Source organism: Roseibium polysiphoniae (assembly GCF_014842925.1).
In the GTDB taxonomy this organism is placed as follows: Bacteria; Pseudomonadota; Alphaproteobacteria; order Rhizobiales; family Stappiaceae; genus Roseibium; species Roseibium polysiphoniae.
Map to the genome: position 1 here is coordinate 700,642 of NZ_JACYXJ010000001.1, position 21,345 is coordinate 721,986.

The 21,345-nt window shown below is 58.2% G+C and carries 19 protein-coding genes; 9 read left to right on the forward strand and 10 right to left on the reverse strand.

Annotated elements, in window-relative coordinates; genetic code table 11:
- Positions 1–21 precede the first annotated feature (21 nt).
- The 9 genes from pobA to pcaD form a co-directional block, all read right to left on the reverse strand.
- A complete protein-coding gene (gene pobA / locus IG617_RS03230) occupies positions 22–1,194 on the reverse strand; it encodes a 4-hydroxybenzoate 3-monooxygenase (RefSeq protein ID WP_192107219.1) in 1,173 nt (390 codons plus the stop codon).
- Positions 1,195–1,435: 241 nt separating this feature from the next.
- Positions 1,436–2,776 (reverse strand): 3-carboxy-cis,cis-muconate cycloisomerase, encoded by a 1,341-nt coding sequence (gene pcaB / locus IG617_RS03235; protein ID WP_192107221.1) that lies wholly within the window; start codon positions 2,774–2,776, stop codon positions 1,436–1,438.
- A 3-nt stretch (positions 2,777–2,779) separates the two neighbouring features.
- Positions 2,780–3,985, reverse strand: coding sequence for a 3-oxoadipyl-CoA thiolase (gene pcaF / locus IG617_RS03240; protein ID WP_192107223.1), 1,206 nt, complete (start codon positions 3,983–3,985; stop codon positions 2,780–2,782).
- Positions 3,986–3,996: 11 nt separating this feature from the next.
- Positions 3,997–4,767, reverse strand: a complete 771-nt coding sequence (locus IG617_RS03245) for a CoA-transferase subunit beta (protein WP_192107225.1) — start codon at positions 4,765–4,767, stop codon at positions 3,997–3,999.
- A gap of 11 nt (positions 4,768–4,778) precedes the next feature.
- Complete coding sequence (locus IG617_RS03250) at positions 4,779–5,636, reverse strand: CoA transferase subunit A (RefSeq protein WP_192107227.1); 858 nt, start codon at positions 5,634–5,636, stop codon at positions 4,779–4,781.
- A 79-nt stretch (positions 5,637–5,715) separates the two neighbouring features.
- The gene (pcaG, locus tag IG617_RS03255; protein ID WP_192107229.1) at positions 5,716–6,342 is read right to left on the reverse strand and encodes a protocatechuate 3,4-dioxygenase subunit alpha; all 627 of its coding nucleotides are present in this window, start codon (positions 6,340–6,342) and stop codon (positions 5,716–5,718) included.
- 3 nt (positions 6,343–6,345) lie between these two features.
- Positions 6,346–7,104, reverse strand: a complete 759-nt coding sequence (pcaH, locus tag IG617_RS03260; RefSeq protein ID WP_192107231.1) for a protocatechuate 3,4-dioxygenase subunit beta — start codon at positions 7,102–7,104, stop codon at positions 6,346–6,348.
- Positions 7,105–7,171: 67 nt separating this feature from the next.
- Positions 7,172–7,522, reverse strand: a complete 351-nt coding sequence (gene pcaC, locus IG617_RS03265) for a 4-carboxymuconolactone decarboxylase (protein ID WP_192107432.1) — start codon at positions 7,520–7,522, stop codon at positions 7,172–7,174.
- 31 nt (positions 7,523–7,553) lie between these two features.
- Complete coding sequence (gene pcaD, locus IG617_RS03270; RefSeq protein ID WP_192107233.1) at positions 7,554–8,348, reverse strand: 3-oxoadipate enol-lactonase; 795 nt, start codon at positions 8,346–8,348, stop codon at positions 7,554–7,556.
- 149 nt (positions 8,349–8,497) lie between these two features.
- On the opposite strand from pcaD, the gene pcaQ reads away from it, so the two are divergent.
- The 9 genes from pcaQ (at position 8,498) to IG617_RS03315 (ending at position 20,113) form a co-directional block, all read left to right on the forward strand.
- On the forward strand, positions 8,498–9,424 hold the full coding sequence (gene pcaQ / locus IG617_RS03275) for a pca operon transcription factor PcaQ (protein ID WP_192107234.1): 927 nt from the start codon (positions 8,498–8,500) through the stop codon (positions 9,422–9,424).
- A gap of 200 nt (positions 9,425–9,624) precedes the next feature.
- Positions 9,625–10,653: a TRAP transporter substrate-binding protein gene (locus IG617_RS03280; RefSeq protein ID WP_192107236.1), complete on the forward strand. Its 1,029-nt coding sequence runs from the start codon at positions 9,625–9,627 to the stop codon at positions 10,651–10,653.
- Positions 10,654–10,720: 67 nt separating this feature from the next.
- Positions 10,721–11,218, forward strand: a complete 498-nt coding sequence (locus tag IG617_RS03285) for a TRAP transporter small permease (RefSeq protein WP_192107238.1) — start codon at positions 10,721–10,723, stop codon at positions 11,216–11,218.
- Positions 11,211–12,599 (forward strand): TRAP transporter large permease, encoded by a 1,389-nt coding sequence (locus IG617_RS03290; RefSeq protein ID WP_192107240.1) that lies wholly within the window; start codon positions 11,211–11,213, stop codon positions 12,597–12,599. The genes IG617_RS03285 and IG617_RS03290 overlap by 8 nt, the downstream gene beginning before the upstream one ends.
- Positions 12,600–12,829: 230 nt before the next feature.
- Positions 12,830–13,678, forward strand: a complete 849-nt coding sequence (cysQ, locus tag IG617_RS03295; RefSeq protein WP_338109932.1) for a 3'(2'),5'-bisphosphate nucleotidase CysQ — start codon at positions 12,830–12,832, stop codon at positions 13,676–13,678.
- 74 nt (positions 13,679–13,752) lie between these two features.
- On the forward strand, positions 13,753–14,682 hold the full coding sequence (cysD, locus tag IG617_RS03300; RefSeq protein WP_153769374.1) for a sulfate adenylyltransferase subunit CysD: 930 nt from the start codon (positions 13,753–13,755) through the stop codon (positions 14,680–14,682).
- Positions 14,682–16,619, forward strand: coding sequence for a sulfate adenylyltransferase subunit CysN (gene cysN / locus IG617_RS03305; RefSeq protein WP_192107243.1), 1,938 nt, complete (start codon positions 14,682–14,684; stop codon positions 16,617–16,619). Before cysD ends, cysN begins: the two co-directional genes overlap by 1 nt.
- 228 nt (positions 16,620–16,847) lie before the next feature.
- Positions 16,848–17,894 (forward strand): YHYH protein, encoded by a 1,047-nt coding sequence (locus IG617_RS03310; protein ID WP_209008229.1) that lies wholly within the window; start codon positions 16,848–16,850, stop codon positions 17,892–17,894.
- A 119-nt stretch (positions 17,895–18,013) separates the two neighbouring features.
- Complete coding sequence (locus IG617_RS03315; protein ID WP_192107245.1) at positions 18,014–20,113, forward strand: molybdopterin-containing oxidoreductase family protein; 2,100 nt, start codon at positions 18,014–18,016, stop codon at positions 20,111–20,113.
- A 12-nt stretch (positions 20,114–20,125) separates the two neighbouring features.
- On the opposite strand, the gene IG617_RS03320 is transcribed toward IG617_RS03315, so the two are convergent.
- Positions 20,126–21,250, reverse strand: coding sequence for a DNA alkylation repair protein (locus IG617_RS03320; protein WP_192107247.1), 1,125 nt, complete (start codon positions 21,248–21,250; stop codon positions 20,126–20,128).
- Positions 21,251–21,345 lie beyond the last annotated feature (95 nt).

Below are 21,345 nucleotides of genomic sequence, written 5' to 3' on the forward strand. Positions count from 1 at the left end.
TTGTTTGATTGGCGAGACGTCCTAGTAGGGCAGGCCGACGTAGTTCTCCGCCAGACTGACCTGCGCCGCATGGGAGCTCGCAAGGTAATCCATGTCCGCCTGCTGCATGCGCGCGTTGAAGGGCCCAAGGTCGGGAAACTGGTGGAGAAGCATCGTCATCCACCAGGAAAAGCGCTCCGCTTTCCAGATACGTGCCAGGGCCTTTTGCGAGTAACTGTCAATCCCGGCGGCGGAATTTTCTCCGTAAAACTCGATCAGGGCTTCGGAGAGGTAGTGAATATCGGAGGCTGCGAGATTCAGCCCCTTTGCGCCTGTCGGCGGAACGATATGACCCGCATCTCCTGCGAGCATCAAACGGCCAAAGCGCAGGGGCTCGGCGACGAAGCTGCGCAGGGGCGCGATGCTCTTTTCGATGGAAGGACCCGTCTCGATCCGGTCGGCAGCTTCGCTGCCAAGACGGATCTTCAGTTCATCCCAAATCGCATCGTCAGACCAAGCATTGACGTCCGTTCCGGTGGGAACCTGGATGTAATAGCGACTCAGTTTTTTTGAGCGCATGGAGGCAAGAGCGAAGCCATTGGGATGGTTGGCATAGATCAGCTCATGATCGACCGGCTTCACATAGGACAGGATCCCGAGCCAGCCGAAGGGGTAGACCTTTTCGTATTCGGTGATGGCACCATCCGGCACCGACGCGCGTGAAACGCCATGGAATCCGTCGCAACCGCAGATGAAATCACAGGCGATCTCGTGGCTCGTGCCGTCCTTGTCATAGGTGACACGCGGATTGGGGCCGTCAAAGTCGAGGGGCGCCACGTTCGACGCCTCATAGATGACCTTGCCATCGCGCGCCCGGTGCGCGTCCATGAGGTCCCGGGTGACTTCGGTTTGTCCGTAGACCATGACGCTCTTGCCGCCGGTCAGGCCCTTGAGGTCGATCCGCAGCCGCGTGTCGGTAACACTCAGCGTGAAGCCGTCATGGGGCAGGCCTTCCTTGCGCATTCTGTCCGAAACACCGGCACGTTCCAGCATGTCCACCATGCCCTGTTCGAGAACACCGGCGCGGATACGTGAGAGCACATATTCGGGATCACGTCGCTCCAGGACCACACAGTCGACACCGGCAAGATGCAGAAGCTGGGACAGCAGCAGTCCCGACGGGCCAGCTCCGATGATGACAACCTGTGTGCGCATGAACGATCCTCCCCAGGACGATTTCGATGTGTTGGGAGGATCTTAGGAGCCAGGCCGGCAAACGGAATGGACCATCTGATCGAAGACTTGGACATTTTGACTGATCGTTTGAGGGCGGCCGACACTCGGCATTGTTGCAGAGTGTCAGCTAGCCTGTGACCGTAGTCGCGCCTCGCCGAGTTTCAATCAAAAGATGAACGAAAATGTCTGACTCAACTTTCGAAGACGCTGAATCGATATCTTAGCGCTTCAGGTCAAGATGCTGATACGATTCCAGAACGCGATCAATCATGACATCGCTTGCGCCCATGTGGTGCGCGGGATCCTTCAAGTCTGCCCAGGCAATGGGGGCATCGCTGAGACCTCTAAGGACATCGAAGAGATGTGTCCCGGTTTCATTGACCTGTTTGCAGGCGTTCTTGACGAGTGCTTGCGCCTCTGGACGCGGCATGTGTTCTGCCAGCGCGAAACTGGCTGCCTCGGCAAGCAGCAGGCCATTCGATGTCTCGATCGTCGCGCGCATGGTCTCGCCTTTGACCTCGAGCGCTCCGATAAGCCGGTTTGCATGATCCAGGGCGCTGCCTGTCGAGAGGACGATTTGCGGCAGGGTCAGCCACTCAAGGGTCCAGTTGGCGCCCGACCTTTCATGCTCCTGAAGCGCCGCCTGTTGAAGCGTGCCGAGCAGCCCCGCATTCTGGCGTGCAATGGCGACAAGAACTTCCCCGCCGATCGGATTGACCTTGTTCGGCATGGTCGAGGAACCACCGCCGCCGCCCGGGCGCACTTCCGCAATTTCATTCTGCGCCAGCAGCACGATGTCGGTGCCGATCTTGCCGAGGGTCCCCGTCACGAGCGACAGCCAGCCGGCGTAGTCGTAAAGACCGTCGCGCAACGTGTGCCAGGGAGCTGGCGAAACGCCAAGGTTCAAACGCGCGGCAAGGTTCGTTTCAACAGCGACCGCGCGCTCGCCAAGGGCGGAGAGATTGCCTGCTGCTCCACCAAATGAAAGCAACAAAAGCCGGGACTTGATGCCGTCGAGCCGCTCCAGATGGCGCAAAAGGCCGGAGAGCCAGACGGCGGCCTTCAAGCCAAAACTCGTTGGGGTCGCCTGCTGCATGCGTGTCCTTGCAGCAATTGGCGTGTTGCGGTGCGCATCCGCGAGCTTTGCCAGTTGACCGGCAAGCTGCCTCAGAGATGCTTCATGAAGATCAAGTGCGGTGCGCAGCCGCAAGATAAGCCCTGTGTCGCAAATGTCCTGACTGGTCGCGCCCCAATGAACGAAACTGGCATGCTCAGAACCGGCCGCTGCGCGGAGTTGCGCAACCAGGGCAGGGACGGCGACGCCGTCTTTTGCAGTCCCCTCCGCGAGGCTGATCGGGTCAATCAGAAGGCCCTGGCAGGTCGCTGCGATGGCTTTTGCCGACTCTGCGGGAATAAGACCGCAGTCGGCCTCCGCCAATGCGAGCGCGCCTTCGACCTCCAGCATGGCTTTGATGACGGCCTTGTCCTCGAAAAGGGCGGCGGTCTCAGGAGCTGTCAGAAGCGCACCCGTGATCTGGCTGTCGAAGGCAGTCGGCCCCATATTCTAAGCGCTCTCCAGTGCGACGGCGATGCCCTGACCGACTCCGATGCACATCGTTGCCAGGGCCAGCTTGCCGCCACGTTTTTTCAGTTCCAGTGCCGCAGTTCCCGTGATCCGGGCGCCTGAGGCTCCGAGTGGATGGCCAATGGCAATGGCACCACCATTCGGATTGATAAATTCAGCAGTTTCATCAAGTCCGAGATCACGCAGAACCGCAAGACCTTGTGAAGCGAAAGCCTCGTTCAACTCAATGATGTCGAAGTCTTTCGGCGCAATGCCAAGCCTCTCGCACAATTTGCGTGTGGCAGGCGCAGGGCCGATGCCCATGATGCGCGGAGGAACACCGGCGGTTGCGCCGCCGACGATGCGGGCGATCGGTGTGAGACCGTATTTGCGGACTGCGTCTTCAGACGCAATCAGCAGCGCGGCGGCGCCATCATTGACACCAGAGGCGTTGCCGGCTGTCACCGTGCCGCCGTCTCGGAAAGGCGCGCGCAGTTTTGCCAGCGTTTCAAGGGTGGTGTCCGGGCGCAGGTGCTCATCTTTTTCGACAATCACAGGATCACCCTTTCGCTGCGGGATCGTCACGGCAACGATTTCTTTCGCCAGCCGGCCGCTCGCCTGGGCTGTCGCCGCTTTCTTTTGCGAGCGATAGGCGAAGGCATCCTGGTCCTCGCGCGAGATCGAAAAGTCTTCGGCGACATTCTCGCCCGTTTCCGGCATGGAATCGACACCATACTGTCTTTTCATCAGGGGATTGATGAACCGCCAACCGATGGTCGTGTCGTGCACCTCATTCGACCGGCTGAAAGCTGTCTCGGCTTTTGGCATGACAAAAGGCGCCCGCGACATGCTTTCGACGCCTCCCGCAACAATGAGATCCGCCTGACCGGAGATGATCGCTCTCGAGGCCGTTATGATGGCATCCATACCCGAGCCGCAAAGCCGGTTCATCGTGGTGCCGGGAACCGTTTCAGGCAGCCCGGCAAGAAGCGACGACATGCGGGCGACATTGCGGTTGTCTTCGCCCGCCTGGTTGGCGCAGCCATAGATCACCTCATCGACGGCAGCCCAATCCACATCCGTGTTGCGCTCAATCAAGGCCTCGATCGGGATCGCTCCCAGGTCGTCGGCGCGAACCGGGGCAAGCGAACCGGAAAATCGACCGAAAGGGGTGCGGATGTAGTCGCAGATATAGGCGCGTTGCATGGCAGACTCCCTTATTGGCCTTCGTGGGCGGCTTTGGTGCGGGCATGCAGATCACGCAAGACCTGCAGCTCTTCCGCGCTTGGCGCCGGCGTCTCGATCACATGATCTGCGAACTTTGCAGGCCAGCCAACGGTGTCCTCAACGTCCTTCCGAGAAGCACCAGGATGCAACGAGGTGACGGTGAACTCCTTGGTCTGTGGATCAGTCTCCCAGACTGCGAGATCGGTGATAAGCCGTGTCGGTCCCTTGGTGTGGACGCCATGATCGGCACGGTCCGAGCCGCCCTTGCCATGACCAAGCGATGTGATGAAATCGAGTTTCTCGACAAAGCCGCGGGTCGACTGTTTCATGGTGATGAAGATCTCGCCGCAGGAAATGGCGATTTCAGGCGCGCCGCCGCCGCCTGGCAGGCGAACTTTCGGCTTGTCATAGTCGCCGACGACAGTGGTGTTGATATTGCCGAACCTGTCCAGCTGTGCGCCACCAAGGAAGCCCACGGTGATCCGTCCACCCTGTAGCCAGTAGCGGAACATCTCCGGCACCGAGACGGTGTTCAGCGCAGTGTCGCACAGTTCGCCATCACCGATGGACAGCGGCAGCACCGTTGGGGCGGTTCCAATGGTGCCGCTTTCATAAATCAGGGTGATATCGGGCGCATGGGTCAGGCGCGCCAGGTTGCAGGCTGCCGAAGGGGCGCCGATGCCGACGAAGCAGACATCATCGTTGGACAGCGCGCGGGCGGCGGCAACCGTCATCATTTCGGTCGGGGTGAAGGTGCTCATCTCCGCGCTCCTCAGCCTTGGGTCTTCAGGTGTGCAACACGGCCGGCGAAAATATCCGGCGTCCGGTCAAGGACGTTGGCCTTCATCCAGTCCATGAACTTGTCCCTGTCGGACGCGATCTTGTCCCACTCCAGGTAGGCGCTATTGTCCCGGCCGTAATAGCCCTGGGTGTAGGACGGGTGAGCGCCGCCTGGCACGACAGCAATGGAGGTTACGGTCCAGGCGGGCAGGACCGTCGCATTTGGCGAGAGACCTTCGAAATCATCAACGATTTCCTCCACGGTCACGATCGAGCGTTTGGCAGCCAGAACGGCTTCCTTTTGAACGCCGGTGATACCCTCGAGGAACACATCCCCTTTGCGATTTGCCTTGAGGGCGTGGATGACCGCAACATCGGGACGAAGAGCGGGAACCGCGGCCAGCTTTTCACCGGTAAAGGGGCACTCGACAAACCTGATGTTCGGGTTGACCCGTGTCAGCTCGGCGCCCCGGTAGCCTCTGAAAATGGCGCAGGGCAGGCCGGCCGCGCCCGCCTCATAGGCGTTCGCCATGGCCGCATGACTGTGTTCTTCGATCTCAAGCTGGTGCGGCCAACCGTTTTCAAGGGCATCCCGGAAACGGCGCAGCAGGCCAACACCGGGATTGCCGGCAAAGGAGAATATCATCTTCTTCACGCAGCCCATGCCGATCAATTGATCGTAGATCATGTCCGGGGTCATGCGCATCACGGTCAGATCCTTGCGACCCTGGCGGATGGCCTCATGGGCAGCGGCATGCGGGATCAGATGAGTGAAGCCTTCAAAGGCGACGCTGTCGCCATCGTTGAGGTTGTCGGCAACCGCATCGGCCAGGGACTGAAATTTCGCCATGGTTCCTACTCGTTGGTCTCGTGAAAGCGACCCGCAGGGGAAGTGCGGGTCGGTCGTTTTGTTGGGGGACGGGCGCCGGTCAGACGTCGAAGAAGACCGTTTCGTTGTCACCCTGCAGGTAAATGTCGAAGCTGTAGACCGTCTCGCCGTCCCGTTCGCTGCGTTGCGCGATCAGTGTTTTGCGCCGGTCTTCCTGCTCGATCAAGTTGAGCACCTGATCTTCGCCATTGGCGGCTGTTTCATCCGAGAAATAGAGCCGGGTCTGCAAGCCGATGTTGATGCCGCGCGCGACAATCCAGAGACTGATGTGGGGCGCCTGGGTCTTGCCGTTCCGGCCGGGAACCGGGCCGGGCTTGATCGTCTCGATGGTGAAAACACCGGTTTCGAAGTCCGAGCAAATCCGGCCCCAGCCGCGAAAATCCTTTTCGACGGGCTTTTGCTGCGTGTCTTCCGGATGGCTGTATTTGCCGTCCGAGTTGGCCTGCCAGCTTTCGATCAGCACATCGCGTACGGGGGCGCCCGTTCCATCGAAGACGCGGCCTTCAATCTTGATGCGCTCGCCCTTGGTGTCGGGACCAGCAACCACGTTGGAGAAGTTGGTCTCGAAAATGTCGAAACCGGCATAGTCGGGCGCAAGGCCAATGTGGACGTAAGGGCCAGCGGTCTGACTGGCGGTTTCCTTGAAATAATTCAGAGGCTGAACCATGGCTCAATTGCCCTCCAGACGGTTTTCAAACAGGGTCGAGCGGCGGCCCCGCAGGACGATGTCGAACTTGTAGGCGCGGCAGTCGAGGGGAATGCTTGCGTTGAGATCGAGCGGCGCGACCAGGCGTTTGATCGCGTCTTCGTCCGGGATGGTCTTGACGATCGGGCAGATGTCGATCAGCGGATCACCCTCGAAATACATCTGTGTGATCAGGCGCTGCGTGAAGGAGGGGCCGAACACCGACAGGTGGATGTGAGCCGGACGCCAGCTGTTGACGTAGTTGCGCCAGGGGTAGGGACCCGGCTTGATGGTGCGGAAGAAATAGTAGCCCTCATCATCGGTCAGGCACCGTCCACAGCCACCGAAGTTGGGGTCGATGGGCGCGAGATAGGTGTCTTTCTTGTGCCGATAGCGTCCGCCCGCATTCGCTTGCCAGGCTTCAACCAGCGTGTTTGGGACGCCATGACCGCTTTCATCTATCACGCGTCCATGAACGATGATCCTCTGGCCAATGGGCTCGCCATCCTTGGCGTAGTTCAGGATCATGTCATGATCGAGCGGGCCAAGGTCATTGTGATTGAAGACCGGCCCGGTCAGCTCCGACAAGGACTGCTCCAGAGACAGCAATGCCTTTTGCGGAGACCGGGTGACCGACGTTTTATAGGTTGGTGTATAGGCGGGGGGCTGGAGGTTGCGGTCGCGTTGAAAATACTCTCCGGCCATCCGAACCGTTCGCTCGCTGTTCGATCGTTCAATTGTCATGGGTTTCTCCCGGTAGCGTAATGCCTTCTGGGCATTTCTTCGCGCTCCTCCTCAAGAAGCGAAAAGCTTACGTCTTCAATCCCAGCAGGGCTTCCTTGGCCACCTTAATCGCGGTGTTGGCTGCAGGAACGCCTGCATAAATTGCCACATGCATCAGGGCTTCCCGAATGTCCTCTGCGCTCGCGCCGGTGTTTGCAGTCGCTCTAACGTGCATTGCCAACTCTTCTTCATGTCCGAGTGCTGCAAGTAGAGCGATGGTCACGATGGACCTTTCCCGCTTTGTCAGTGCATCGCCGGACCAGACCGTGCCCCAGGCACCTTCTGTGATCATCGTCTGAAACGGGATGTCGAAATCCGTCATGTTTTCACTGGCCCGGTCGACATGAGCGTCGCCCAGAACGCTGCGCCGGGTGGCCATGCCGGTTTCATATCGGGAATCTGGGTTGCGATCAGACAAGACTGTTCTCCTGAAAGAAATCGGTCATGGCGCCAACAAGCTCATCGGGAAACTCGATGCAGGGCAGATGACCCGCACCTTCGATGGGAACATAGCGCGCGTTTTCGATGAGGCCGGCGGTGGCCTGGACCAACTCAGGCGTGGTTGCCAGGTCTTCCGTTCCGCAGACGCAAAGAACCGGAAGCTTCAGTTGGGCAGCCTGCTGCGTGAAGTCGGCTCCCCGGATCGCCGCGCAGGTACCGAGATAACCTTGCCTGGGCGTTCTAACCAACATGGCGCGCCAGCCTTCGAGTTCGTCAGCGCGTTGGGTCCTGAAATCTGCAGAGAACCAGCGCTCAAGGATGGCTTCTGCCAGGACCTCGATGCCGCCGGCGTCGATCGCTTCGATCCGCGCAGTCCACGTTTTGTGATCACCGATCCTTACTGCGGTGTCGCAGAGCACCAGAGCTTGGACCAGCTCTGGACGCTTTAGAGCAATGCCCTGGGCGATCTGACCGCCAACCGAAAGTCCGACCATAATGACTGATGTCAGTTGGAGCGCGTCCAGAAGTGCAGTCAGATCGTCGACATGGTCGTCCATGGCATAGGGAGACGCAGAGGCCGTGCTCAATCCATGTCCGCGCTTGTCATAGCGCACGAGCCGGAACTTTCCGGCAAGTTGCGCGCAAACACGATCCCAGATCCTGAAGTCTGTCCCAAGGCTGTTGGCGAAGACAAGAACCGGTAAGTCCTGCTCGCCGGTATCGGCAAAATGAAGGACCTGGCCGTTCGCCCTGATCATATTCATCTGGCTGGTGTCTCCTCACGCCGGTCCTGAAGCGGACCAGGCAGCTTGTCGGTTTGTCGTGACTTTTTGATTGATTGCATATTTTACTCTTTGTTCAGTTATGTAAAATGAGAAATCAAGCGAGAAAAATAACTTTTGGGAATAGTGTCATGATTGATCCTCGAGTGAAGTACAGGCATGTCCAGTGCTTTTTGGAGGTTGCCCGAAGGCGGAGTTTGGTCAAGGCAGCTGATGCACTTTCGATCACCCAGCCCGCGGTCTCCAAGACGCTCAAAGAGCTCGAGGATATCCTTGAGGTGCGTCTTTTCGAGCGTAGCCGCAAGGGGGTGTCACTGACACAGTTCGGCGAGGTCTTTCTGCACTACGCTGGCGCAAGTCTGGCGGCGTTGAAGCAAGGGTTGGACAGTGTCGCGCAGGCGCGCATGTCCGGCGAATCTTATCTCAATGTAGGCGTGCTGCCGAGCGTCGCCGCCCGCATAGTCCCCGATGCAGTTCAGACCTTCCAGTCCGAGAGTGTCGAGACCACGTTGACGCTCATCACGGGGCCGAACACGTTTCTCCTAAGCCGGCTGCGGGTCGGCGAACTGGATCTTGTGGTCGGACGACTGGCTGACCCCGAGCAGATGGCTGGCTTGTCCTTCGCACATCTGTATTCAGAAAGCGTATCGTTTGTGGTTCGGCGAGGTCACCCGCTCTTGTATGAAAAGAGCGGTGATCTGGGGAGGATTGCCGACTTCCCGGTTCTGTATCCGACGAAGGAGGCGATCATTCGCCCCTATATCGAACGGCTTTTGATCACGCATGGCATTACCCGATTGCCGAAGAGGGTCGAGACCATCTCAAATTCCTTCGGCAGAACCTATACGCTCGACACTGATGCGGTCTGGATCATTTCGAGCGGTGTCGTATCGCGTGACATTGCCGCAGGTGAGCTTGTTGAATTGCCTCTGGAAACGTCGGAAACAACAGGTCCGGTTGGACTGACAACTCGTGCAGATGCGCCGCCAACCCCGGCCTTGTTGATGTTCCAGAGCGCTCTGAGGGCATCAGCTGAAAAGATGTCCATACATCTGTGACCGGAGCGAGCTAGTCTGCATAAAATGACAAGGGCAATGCATAACCAGTGATTATTCATTGCCTATGATTGCTTATTTTACATAACGAACGACATGGCATAGCGTTCGGGTACACTGTCGTCAGGCTTGGGAGGGCGAATGCACTGCGTTTGCGTCTTGAAGCCTTGGCTCATTGTGTATGACTGAATGGGAGGTTTGGTATGAAGCGTATAATGTCCGTTGCGGTTGGCCTCGCCACTGCAACCATGCTGGCTGCATCAGCCAGTGCACAGGAAGTCACCCTGACATTTCACCATTTTCTTGGTCCGAAGGCTCCGGCACAGACCAAGATGATCGAGCCCTGGGCCAAGAGTGTCGAAGAGGCATCCGGCGGCCGCATCAAGGTTGAGATCTTTCCGGCCATGTCTCTCGGTGGCAAGCCGCCGGAGCTTTATCGCCAGGCACGCGACGGTGTCGTCGATATTGTCTGGACGGTTCTGGGCTACACGCCGGGTGTTTTCCCGCGCACGGAAGTGTTTGAGCTTCCCACCGTTCATCGCGGCTCCGCCAAGGAAACAACCGTTGCGATCGCCAATTCCTGGGACCTGATCAAGGACGACTTCAAGGACGTCAAGCCGATCCTCGTTCACACACATGGCGGGCAGGTCTTTCACATGGTCGACAAGCCGGTTCGTACGCCGGACGATCTGGTCGGCATGAAACTCCGGACCCCGTCACGCATTGGCGGCTGGACCATTGAGGCATTGGGTGCCGAGCCTGTGGGCATGCCGGTTCCAGCCCTTCCGCAAGCTCTGTCCAAGGGCATTGTTGCTGGCGCGCTGATTCCCTTCGAGATCGTGGCGCCGCTCAAGATCCAGGAACTGACCAAGCACTCGACCGAAGGACCGAACAGCTACCGCTTCGGTACGGCGACCTTCATGATCGGGATGAACAACGACAGCTACGAAAGCCTTCCGGACGATCTGAAGAAGGTCATCGATGATCACTCCATGGGAAATATCGCTGAAACCTATGGCGCTGTCTGGGATGCCAGTGAAGAGGGCGGAAAGAAACTCATTCGTGAGAACAGTGAGCTGATCACCCTGTCCGATGACGAGTATGCCGTGTTTGAAGACAAGATGGCTCCCGTCGTTGAACGCTGGGTTGCTGACGCCAATGGCAACGGACTTGACGGTTCGGGCATGGTGGACGCCGCACGCGCTGCTGTCGCCAAAGCCAGCGGCAACTAGCATTCCGGCTTATCTACTGTACGAACGGCGTGTGAGCGCCGTTCGTTTCTTTTCCAAGGTCTGAAAAATGTACTCTTTGCTGCAGCGTGCGATCAGCTTCTGGGCACTCTTGGGTGGCGTGCTTGTGATTGCAATTGTGCTGGTAACGGCGGTGAATGTCGGCGCTTTGATTCTCGACTCAATCCTGAAGAATTTCGGGATCTATGTGTCTGCCCTGCCTGGGTATGAGGATTTTGTCCGTCTGGCGATCAGTGCGGCAGCGCTCAGCTTCTTTCCCTACTGTCAGATGAAGCGCGGGCATGTTGCTGTTGAGCTCTTCGTTCAGGCCTTTCCCCAATGGCTGCAACAGGCACTCGACAAGCTGTGGCTCCTGCTGACCATGGCTCTGGCGGTCTTTCTTGCTTACTGGATGTGGATCGGCATGCTCGAGACCCGCTCTGACAACACGATGACTGCCGTTTTGGGCTGGGCTGAGTGGCCATGGTATCTGCCGGGTGTTGTGTCGATGGCGCTCTGGGCGCTCATTTCTCTGGTGCAGGCCTTCGGAGCCAAATCCCATGGGTGAAATGGAATTCATCGGCATTGCCGGTCTCGCCGTGCTGTTTTTTCTCTTGTCACTGCGGATGCCGGTCGGCTTGGCAATGTTGCTCGTCGGCGTCGGCGGCACATACGCCCTGTCCCTGACGGCCTCCTATGTCCGGTTTGGCCCATATGTAAAGCAGTTCAAATCGCTGCTCTGGTCGAACATGGCCAACTACGATCTGTCGGTCGTTCCGCTCTTCGTGTTTATGGGTTATCTCGCCAGCCAGGCCAATTTGAGCCGGGATCTCTTCCAAGGCATGAACGCGCTCATGGGGCGGTTTCGCGGCGGAGTGGCCATGTCAGCCATTGGCGCATGTGCCGGATTTGGCGCCGTATGCGGGTCGTCACTTGCCACGGCTTCGACCATGGGCCGCGTGGCACTGCCGGAACTGCGTAAGCTGAATTACTCCCCGCGTCTGGCGACAGGTGCGCTGGCCGCTGGCGGAACACTCGGGATCCTGATCCCCCCATCCGTGGCGCTCGTGATCTATGCGGTCATCGTTGAAGCCTCGATCATCGAGATGTTTCGGGCCGCCATGATCCCGGGCATTATTGCCGTGGTCTTCTTCATTGCAGTGATCGCGCTCCTTGTTCGGTGGAAACCCGAGCTGGCGCCATCGGTTTCTGACATGGACAAGGCGGAAAGGCGTCGTGCACTCCTCAAGCTCATTCCGGTTCTGCTGATCTTCGGTTCGATCATCGTTGGCCTCGGGATCGGTCTGTTCACGCCCACACCTGCCGCCGGGGTCGGTGTCTTTGCCATCTTGGTCTATGGATTTGCGCAGCGGTTTTGGAGCGACGAAGGACTGCGCTTTGGCGGTGTGAAGACTGCTTTGCTGGAAACGGCTGTTACCAGCGGGATGATCTATTTCATTCTGTTCGGTGCCGAGGTGCTCAAGGGCTTTTTCACACGGGCAGGCTTGCCGTCGGCGATGGCCACGTGGGCGGGCACCAGCGGCCTTGACCCCTGGTTGATACTGGTGCTCATGCTCCTGATCTTGGTGGTTCTCGGTTGCTTTATGGAATCGCTCGCGATGATTCTGGTTGTCGTGCCGTTTTTCTGGCCGGTCCTGATTGACCTGAATGGCGGCGACTACGCAACGGCTGCGACTTCCACATTTGGCATGGATGCGGAAGATCTGAAGATCTGGTTCGGAATCCTTGCTCTGATCGTGGTGGAGCTTGGGCTCATTACGCCTCCCGTTGGGTTGAATGTCTTCATCATCAATGCGCTGGCGAAGGACATCCCCATGTCGGAGACTTTCCGTGGGGTGGTGCCATTCTTCCTGGTTGAGATTATTCGGATTGGATTGATCATAGCTTTTCCGATGCTCGTTCTTCTGGTGCCAACCGTGCTCAGTTAGCCGGAGTAAATTGCCATCAGATCTCAAAACCCCTTGCCTGACCAGCGAGGGGTTTTTCGTTTTGATATAGTATTTTTTGTCAAAACCCGTTTTTGAGATTAAAAAACCCCGCCACGTGCTCCTGAGAGAAATGCCATGTGTTACGGCATCGGGGGAATGGGGCTAGTTTCCCAGGAAATTCAAACTCACTAGGATTTAACGTGCCCGATCCAGTTCAAGGCCACTCTCAAGTGCCTTTTCTTTTATCTCTTTCCGTTTCAGCTGGTTCTGAGATTTTGTCTGTTTACGGCGAGGATTTTTCGGCTGAGACGAAGTCTGACGGGTCTCCTGTGACGGTTGCGGATGAGCGGGCCGAGGCTGTTATTCTAGCGGGGCTTGCCGAGGCATTTCCCTCTGTTCCTGTGGTTGCCGAAGAAGCTGTTGAAGCGGGCAAACTCCCTGCGGTCGGTGAGCGCTATTTCCTGGTGGATCCGCTGGATGGAACGAAGGAATTCGTCAGCCGCAACGGCGAGTTCACGGTAAACATCGCTTTGGTGGACCAGGGCGTTCCGGTGTTTGGCGTCGTCTACGCTCCGGTGCTTGGCGACATCTACTGGGGGGGGAGGCTTCCAGCTGATTTGGCAGCAGGAGATGCCTCCGGCGAGGGGGCTTTCAAGGCGAAGGTCGTCGATGGCGAGATTGTCGATGCGGCGCCGATCACAGTGCGCAAGGCGCCATCTGAGGGCCTTTCTGTTTTGGCCAGCCGCTCGCATTTGTCTCCGGAAACCGCTGCGTTCATCGAGCGGTTCAAGGTTGCCGAGTGCGTGTCGTTCGGGTCGTCCCTGAAGCTCTGCGTCGTGGCCGAAGGCAGGGCGGATCTCTATCCGCGGCTTGCTCCGACCATGCAGTGGGACATTGCAGCGGGCGATGCTGTTTTGAGGGCCGCAGGCGGTCAGGTTCTTGAGGCGCAGAGCTGGCAACCTCGCGCTTACCGGGTTCCAGCTGGAGCGACCAAGTCCGATCTTCTCAATCCGCATTTTGTCGCGCTAAGCGACACGGCGCTCCTGGCCGAGGCAGGGATCGTTCCAGAGCCCGCGTAAGCTGGGTTTGAATCGTATTTGTTATTGCATCGGTTCCCACAAGGGCTGGTGAGAGCTGTAAAAGGTTGATCCTGATGGACATCACGGCAACAGGCCTGACGGCCGAACGTCTGAGCAATTTACGTCGGTTGGAAGCGGAGAGCATTCACATCATCCGCGAGGTTGCGGCCGAATTCCGCAACCCGGTGATGCTCTATTCGATCGGCAAGGACTCCGGCGTCATGCTTCATCTTGCGATGAAGGCCTTCTATCCTTCCAAGCCGCCGTTTCCGCTCCTTCATGTGGATACGACCTGGAAGTTCCGGGACATGATCACATTCCGGGACGAGACGGCCAAGCGGCTGGGGCTGGACCTGCTCGTTCATACCAATCCGGAGGGTTTGGAAAAGGGCATCGGCCCGTTCTCGCATGGCTCTTCGGTCCACACTCACATCATGAAGACCGAGGCTCTGAAGCAGGCACTCGATAAGTACGGCTTCGATGCAGCCTTCGGCGGTGCGCGGCGCGACGAAGAAAAGAGCCGCGCCAAGGAGCGTGTCTTCTCCTTCCGCAATGCCTCTCATGGCTGGGACCCGAAGAACCAGCGTCCAGAGCTTTGGAACGTCTACAATGCGCGTGTCGCCAAGGGGGAGAGCATCCGGGCGTTTCCGCTGTCTAACTGGACCGAGCTTGATATCTGGCAATACATATTGACCGAGGACATTCCGATGGTGCCGCTCTATCTGGCCGCCAAGCGCCCGGTGGTCGAGCGCGACGGTATGCTCATGATGGTCGATGACGAGCGCATGGAGATCCAGCCGGGTGAAGAGGTCATGGAGAAGATGGTCCGCTTCCGCACTCTTGGCTGTTATCCGCTGACCGGCGCGATTGAATCTGACGCCGATACGCTTGAAGCCATCGTCAAGGAGATGTTGATCGCACGGACATCCGAGCGCTCCGGCCGTCTGATCGACCACGACGACAGCGCGTCCATGGAAAAGAAAAAGCGCGAGGGCTACTTCTGATGTCGAGCACAGATACATCCACGGCGACAAGCACAGCCCCGCAAGAGGCGGTCACCGATTACATCCTGGCGCAGGAGCAAAAGGACCAGCTGCGGTTCCTGACCTGTGGCTCGGTGGATGACGGCAAATCCACGCTGATCGGGCGTCTGCTGTTCGATACCAAGCTGATCTTTGAAGATCAGCTGGCGTCCCTGGAAAAAGACAGCCGCAAACACGGCACTGTGGGCGAAGACATTGATCTGGCGCTTCTGGTGGACGGTCTGGAGGCAGAGCGCGAGCAGGGCATCACCATTGATGTGGCCTACCGTTTCTTCGCCACCGACAAGCGCAAGTTCATTGTTGCCGATACGCCGGGCCATGAGCAATACACCCGCAACATGGCGACAGGCGCCTCGACCGCCGATCTGGCCGTGCTTCTAGTGGATGCCCGCCACGGATTGATGGTTCAGACCCGACGTCACGCCTTCATTGCCTCGCTGCTTGGCATTCGCCACGTGGTGCTGGCGGTGAACAAGATCGATCTGGTCGACTTCTCCGAAGAGCGCTTCAACGAGATCAAGAGCGACTTTGAGACGTTTGCCGCCGGCTTCGACTTCGAAAGCCTTGAAGCCATTCCCATGTCTGCGCGCTATGGCGACAATGTCACCGGGCGCGGCGAGAAAATGGGCTGGTACAATGGTCCGACCCTTCTGGAGCATCTGGAAGGGGTCCAGATCGGCGAACATGAACTGGCCCAGCCGTTCCGCCTGCCGGTGCAATGGGTCAACCGACCGAACCTCGACTTCCGTGGGTATTCGGGCACGATCGCTGCCGGATCCGTTCAGGTCGGTGATGAGCTTGTCGTCTCGGCCTCCGGCAAGACATCCAAGGTGGACCAGATCCTCACGCCCCAGGGCGAGGCACCTTTGGCAAGGGCTGGCGAAGCGGTCACGATCACCCTTGAAGATGAAATCGACATCTCTCGCGGTGACCTTCTGGCAGCTGCCGGATCGCGTCCGGATGTGGCCGATCAGATGGCAGCTCATCTGATCTGGATGGCCGAAGACGCGCTGATGCCTGGCCGCTCCTACATCATGAAGATGGGTGCCAAGACAGTCACAGCGACGGTGACGGAGATCAAGCACAAGATCAACGTCAACTCCTTCGAGCATGTGGCCGGCAAGCAGCTGGAGCTCAACGAGATTGCCTTCTGCAACCTGGCACTGGCAGCTCCCGTGGCCTTTGATCCGTATGAGGCCAACCGGACCACCGGCTCCTTCATCCTGATTGACCGTGTGACCAACGCTACGGTTGGCGCGGGCATGGTCTGGTTCGCGCTACGCCGGGCGACCAACATCCACTGGCAGGCGCTTGAGGTTGACAAGACCGCCCGTGCGGACAGCCTTGGCCAAAAGCCGGCCGTGCTGTGGTTCACAGGTCTGTCGGGCTCGGGCAAGTCGACCATTGCCTCGATCGTGGAGAAGAAACTTCATTTGGAAGGCCGGCACACATACACGCTGGACGGTGACAATGTGCGCCACGGCCTCAACAAGGATCTGGGCTTCACGGATGTGGACCGGGTGGAGAACATCCGCCGGGTCGGTGAGGTGGCACGGCTCTTTGCTGATGCCGGCCTGATCACACTCGTCTCCTTCATCTCGCCATTCCGCTCCGAGCGGCAGATGGCGCGCGAGCAGCTGCCACAAGGCGAGTTCATCGAAGTCTTTGTCGATACGCCGCTGGAAGAGTGCAAGAAACGCGATCCGAAGGGGCTCTACGCCAAGGCCGAGGCTGGTGAGATCAAGCACTTCACCGGTATATCCAGCCCCTACGAGGCTCCGGAAAACCCGGAACTGCGTCTCGAAAACGTTGGAAAAGACCCCGAAGACGTCGCAGAAGAAGTCATCAAATACCTAAGAGAAAACGGGTATCTTCTGGCGCCTAACGCCGGAGGTTAAGCACTGAAGAAGTCTCGGCTGGATGATCAGCCTAGTTTTTTCACCGCTTCAGAATATTACCGCAAATGAGCCCGGCGTCTCAAATCGAGACCGCCGGGTTTCTGTGTTCTGCGTAATGTTTCCAAGCCTACATCTCGATACAAATTCCCGGTGACCTTGGGCTTGGAAATCAGGTTTTGACGCAGCAAGTTCCTGATGACGTGGGCCAATACGGTATGGGAACGAGACATGAAATTCGAACATCAACTTTTTCAGCCGCTGGTCACGGGCGCTTTTTTGATCTCGATGCAATTGGGGGTCGGCGCTCACGAGAGCAGCCTACATTTGCAGGGCGAAACCGAAGTCATCGAACAGACGGCTGCCGAGGCCTTGTGGGATATGTTTGTCTCTTCGGCAGAAGCTTCAGCGACATTCTCTGTTTCGGGGAACAAGCGGATCATCACTGCCAACGGCTATCCCAACATTACGCCTGGGAAGTTCCCCAACCGCGGCAACCCGCACGCGATCAACAAGAAAAACTATCAACTCGCCATACCGCTTGAGCCGAAGAGGAACAACCGGGCAACGGCCATCGGTAATAAACCTTTCGGCATTGCTCTGAACGGTGTGCTCATGGATCCGGGAACTGCTGAAACCTGGCAAAATGACAGGCAGTCTGGATGGAACTACGAGGCGAAGGGCGGCGCCTGCAGGTTGGGCCTGGACAAGTTCAACGCCCATGTTCAGCCTGACGGTACTTACCACTATCACGGCATTCCGACCGGTCTGTTTGCTCAAAATGGCGGTCGAAAGACACCAGCCTTGATCGGATATGCGGCGGATGGGTTTCCGATCTATGGCAATTATGGCTATTCCGATCCGGCCAAACCTTCATCAATGAAGAAGCTGAAGAGCAGCTACGTTATAAAATCTGGGACCCGACCGAGCGGCCCCGGCGGCCCCTATAACGGCGTCTTTACCCAGGATTACGCATATCAGGATGGCAGGGGTGATCTGGACCAGTGCAACGGCCGCTTTGCGGCAACGCCCGAGTACCCAGATGGCACGTATCACTATGTGTTGACCGACAGCTTTCCATTCATTCCCCGTTGCTGGATGGGGTTCCCTGATCAGAGCTTTAGCCGCTTGAAAGGCGGTGGCGGAGCGAGACGGGCACGGCTTGCCGGACGCGGCGAACGTCCTGGCCAAGGCGCAGAAATGCGCCCCCCCAGAGGAGCCGGCCCGCGTCCCGAAGGTGCACGTCGTGGCGGCAAGATGCCGTGCTCGGGCAGCTAGATCCTTGACAGGATAGCATAGACTTGAGTGGTGCGAAGGCCCGCGCTCGCGCGGGCTTTTGCTTGACAGTTGACCTGTTCCCAATGACTTTGCAGCGTCTCCATGAAAGATCGCTCCCCATGAACAAGTCCGTTAAGCCCGCTGCATTTTCTACCTGTCCGCACGATTGCCCATCGGTTTGCGCGCTGGATGTCGAACTTCTGGAAGATGGAAAGGTGGGGCGGCTTCGCGGCTCGGCGCTGAACACTTATACCGCGGGCGTCATCTGTGCGAAGGTGGCGCGTTACTCCGAGCGTCTCTACCACCAGGACCGGCTTTTGAAGCCGCTGCGCAGGGTTGGCGCCAAGGGAGAGGGTCGTTTTGAAGAGATCTCCTGGGATGCCGCACTCGACCTGATCGCCACAAAGTTCCTCGACATCGAAGCCGAGTTCGGCGCGCAGAGCATTTGGCCCTATCACTACGCTGGCACCATGGGGATGGTTCAGCGCGATTCAATTCACCGCTTCCGTCATGCCAAGGGCTATTCGCTGCAGTTCGACAGCATCTGCACCAACATGGCCTGGACTGGCTATGTGGCAGGCACTGGAAAGCTTGCAGGGCCTGATCCGCGCGAGATGGCCGTCTCCGACCAGATCGTCATTTGGGGAACCAACCCGGTCGCGACCCAAGTCAACGTGATGACCCACGCGATCACTGCCCGCAAGAAGCGGGGCGCCAAGATCATCGTGATCGATGTCTACCGGACAGAGACCATGAAACAGGCGGACATCGGACTGGTCCTGAGGCCAGGCACAGATGCGGCTCTGTCTTGCGCGATAATGCATATTCTCTTCCGCGATGACCTGGCGGACCGTGACTATCTGGCCAAGTTTACCGATTGTCCTCTCGAACTTGAGGCGCATCTAAAGTCAAAGACTCCGGAATGGGCGGCAGCCGTCACCGGGCTCGATGTTGCACAGATCGAAGAAGTTGCCCGGTTGATCGGTCAGGTTCCTAGAACTTTCTTCCGTCTCGGCTATGGCTTCACGCGCTCGCGTAATGGCGTGGTCGGCATGCATGCTGCAGCCTCCATCGGTGCCGTGACTGGGTGCTGGCAGCATGAAGGTGGCGGCGTCTTCCACAACAATGGCGCCATCTACGAACTCGACAAATCCATGATCGAAGCGCCTGATCTGAAGGACCCGTCTGTCCGCGCACTTGACCAGAGCCTGATTGGACGAATCCTGACCGGCGATGAGGCGGCACTTCTCGGCGGCCCGCCGGTGAAGGCCATGTTGATCCAAAACACGAATCCTGTGTCGGTAACCCCAGAACAGGAACTTGTGAAAAAGGGCTTCGCCCGCGAGGATCTTTTCACGGTGGTGCATGAGCAATTCATGACCGAAACGGCGCAAATGGCGGACATTGTCTTGCCAGCGACCCAGTTCCTCGAACACGACGACCTCTACAAGGGGGGCGGCCAGCAGCATCTGTTGTTGGGGCCAAAAGTTGTTGAGGGACCCGAGGGGCCAAAGGAAAATCTCTATGTTTTGAACGAACTGGCGCGCCGCCTCGGCGCGCCGGATCATCCAGGCTTCAAAATGACCGCGCGCGAGCATATCGACTGGATGTTGCAGCACTCCGGTTACGGAACTCTGGAAGAGCTTGAGACGACGCGTTGGATCGATCTGCAGCCTGACTTTGAGACCTCCCACTTTCTCAACGGTTTCGGCCACGAGGATGGGAAGTTTCATTTCCGTCCGGATTGGGGCCGCTCGGCAGCGCCGAACAAGCCAGCGTCGGGGCAGGCGATGGGACCCTGGACGACGATGCCCGAGCTGCCGGATCAATGGGATGCCATTGAGGCCGCTGACGATCGCCACCCCTTCCGCCTGGTGACTGCGCCAGCACGTTCCTTCCTCAATTCCAGTTTCAATGAAACCGAAAGTGGGCGGAAGAAGGAAAAGCGGCCCGAAGTCTGGCTTCTGCCAGATGAGGCCGCCCTCCATGGCATATCGGACGGCGATCTTGTGAAGATGGGCAATGACCGCGGCATCATCACCCTGCACGCCCGGTTTTACGAGCATCTGACGCCAGGCACCGTGATCTCTGAGGGGATCTGGCCGAATGACGCCTTTGTCGACGGCAAGGGCATCAACACGCTCGTCGGTGCTGATCCGGTCGCTCCCTACGGCGGGGCAGCGTTTCACGATACCGCTGTTTGGATCCGCAAGGCCTAAAGCGCCGAGAGATTAAACGTCCAGTTCGAAGTCGGCCTTTGCGACGCTCTGTCCATTGACCTGAACTTCGATCGAATGTGTCCCGGGATAGTAGGTGCGGGTGGTGATCGGGCGAATGCTGTGCCGTTTCAGCAGACGGATGTCCTGATCGGACTCTAGTTCGAAGGTTTTCCATTTAAAGACCTTGGGGGCGGTTTTACCGTTGGCCTTGCGATGATGGATGACGAAATCGACCACCAGGGGCTGTGTCGTTTCTGCTGTTGACTTGAGTGTGATGCCGAACTCAATGGCGTCGCCGAGGGTGACCCTCTCAGTGGCATGAAACGCCTCGACTGAGATTTGCGGGCTGCCATAACCCAGGGCCGACAATGTGCCCGGGTGGCCCTGTTTGATGAGACTGCGGCAGGCGTGTTTGATCAACCGACCTCTGTTTCTGTCCCCATTGTCCTTCCAGCGCCGGGCAAGATCGGCGATGACATCCGGGTGGTCCTTGGAAATGTCGTTCAAATGATTGGCGACCGACCGGCGAACATATTCCTCGCGGTCATCCCTGAGTGCTTCCAGCAAAGGCAGGACAGGCGCGGGGTCGGCAATAAAGGCAGGCAATCGCATCGCCCAGGGCAGACGGGGACGTGTGCCCTCCGAGATGAGGCGGCGAACATGACGGCTCGGGTCGTCGATCCAGCCTGTCAGCGTTTGAAGACACCGTTCCGGCTCGCGCAGGAGGATGTAGCGGATGCCGAACTCTGCTGTCAGGCGCTTGGTCAGCTCCTTCATCAGGTCCATAGACGTTTCGAAATGCGCCGCGCCAAACTGGCCGGCATAATCGCACATCGGCGCGATCGCCCAGCCTGCGATTCCCGCCTCTGTAATCGCTGCACCTGCAAGATCGGCATCGTCATCAGGAGCAAGCGAAGCGAGAAAGATTTCCGCCGTTTTTTCATAGTCCTCAGGCAGATAGGTCTTTAGTCCCTCCAGCACCCGGTTGGAGCGCTGTTTCAACTCCAGTTCGTCGAAGCCATCCAGAACGCTCTGCTGAAAGCCCCTTGCATCAAAGCCGGACCAATGGCGTGAGAAATGGTCCGCCATGCCTTCGACCAGTGCGTGATTAAAAAGGTATTTCAGTGGCTCAGCCATTTTAGGCGCATCCCTGTGAGGTGAAGAGGTCCGGACAGGTCCGGAAAACACACCTCTGATGACACCCGCAGGTCGTGATCGGCAAGACGGCAAAG

Excerpts from the sequence above, each read along its gene's own strand:
- pobA (WP_192107219.1), bottom strand. The coding sequence starts at position 1,194 with ATGCGCACACAGGTTGTCATCATCGGAGCTGGCCCGTCGGGACTGCTG.
- pcaB (WP_192107221.1), bottom strand. The coding sequence starts at position 2,776 with ATGGGGCCGACTGCCTTCGACAGCCAGATCACGGGTGCGCTTCTGACA.
- pcaF (WP_192107223.1), bottom strand. The coding sequence starts at position 3,985 with ATGCAACGCGCCTATATCTGCGACTACATCCGCACCCCTTTCGGTCGA.
- IG617_RS03245 (WP_192107225.1), bottom strand. The coding sequence starts at position 4,767 with ATGAGCACCTTCACCCCGACCGAAATGATGACGGTTGCCGCCGCCCGC.
- IG617_RS03250 (WP_192107227.1), bottom strand. The coding sequence starts at position 5,636 with ATGGCGAAATTTCAGTCCCTGGCCGATGCGGTTGCCGACAACCTCAAC.
- pcaG (WP_192107229.1), bottom strand. The coding sequence starts at position 6,342 with ATGGTTCAGCCTCTGAATTATTTCAAGGAAACCGCCAGTCAGACCGCT.
- pcaH (WP_192107231.1), bottom strand. The coding sequence starts at position 7,104 with ATGACAATTGAACGATCGAACAGCGAGCGAACGGTTCGGATGGCCGGA.
- pcaC (WP_192107432.1), bottom strand. The coding sequence starts at position 7,522 with ATGGCCACCCGGCGCAGCGTTCTGGGCGACGCTCATGTCGACCGGGCC.
- pcaD (WP_192107233.1), bottom strand. The coding sequence starts at position 8,348 with ATGAATATGATCAGGGCGAACGGCCAGGTCCTTCATTTTGCCGATACC.
- pcaQ (WP_192107234.1), top strand. The coding sequence starts at position 8,498 with ATGATTGATCCTCGAGTGAAGTACAGGCATGTCCAGTGCTTTTTGGAG.
- IG617_RS03280 (WP_192107236.1), top strand. The coding sequence starts at position 9,625 with ATGAAGCGTATAATGTCCGTTGCGGTTGGCCTCGCCACTGCAACCATG.
- IG617_RS03285 (WP_192107238.1), top strand. The coding sequence starts at position 10,721 with ATGTACTCTTTGCTGCAGCGTGCGATCAGCTTCTGGGCACTCTTGGGT.
- IG617_RS03290 (WP_192107240.1), top strand. The coding sequence starts at position 11,211 with ATGGGTGAAATGGAATTCATCGGCATTGCCGGTCTCGCCGTGCTGTTT.
- cysD (WP_153769374.1), top strand. The coding sequence starts at position 13,753 with ATGGACATCACGGCAACAGGCCTGACGGCCGAACGTCTGAGCAATTTA.
- cysN (WP_192107243.1), top strand. The coding sequence starts at position 14,682 with ATGTCGAGCACAGATACATCCACGGCGACAAGCACAGCCCCGCAAGAG.
- IG617_RS03310 (WP_209008229.1), top strand. The coding sequence starts at position 16,848 with ATGAAATTCGAACATCAACTTTTTCAGCCGCTGGTCACGGGCGCTTTT.
- IG617_RS03315 (WP_192107245.1), top strand. The coding sequence starts at position 18,014 with ATGAACAAGTCCGTTAAGCCCGCTGCATTTTCTACCTGTCCGCACGAT.
- IG617_RS03320 (WP_192107247.1), bottom strand. The coding sequence starts at position 21,250 with ATGGCTGAGCCACTGAAATACCTTTTTAATCACGCACTGGTCGAAGGC.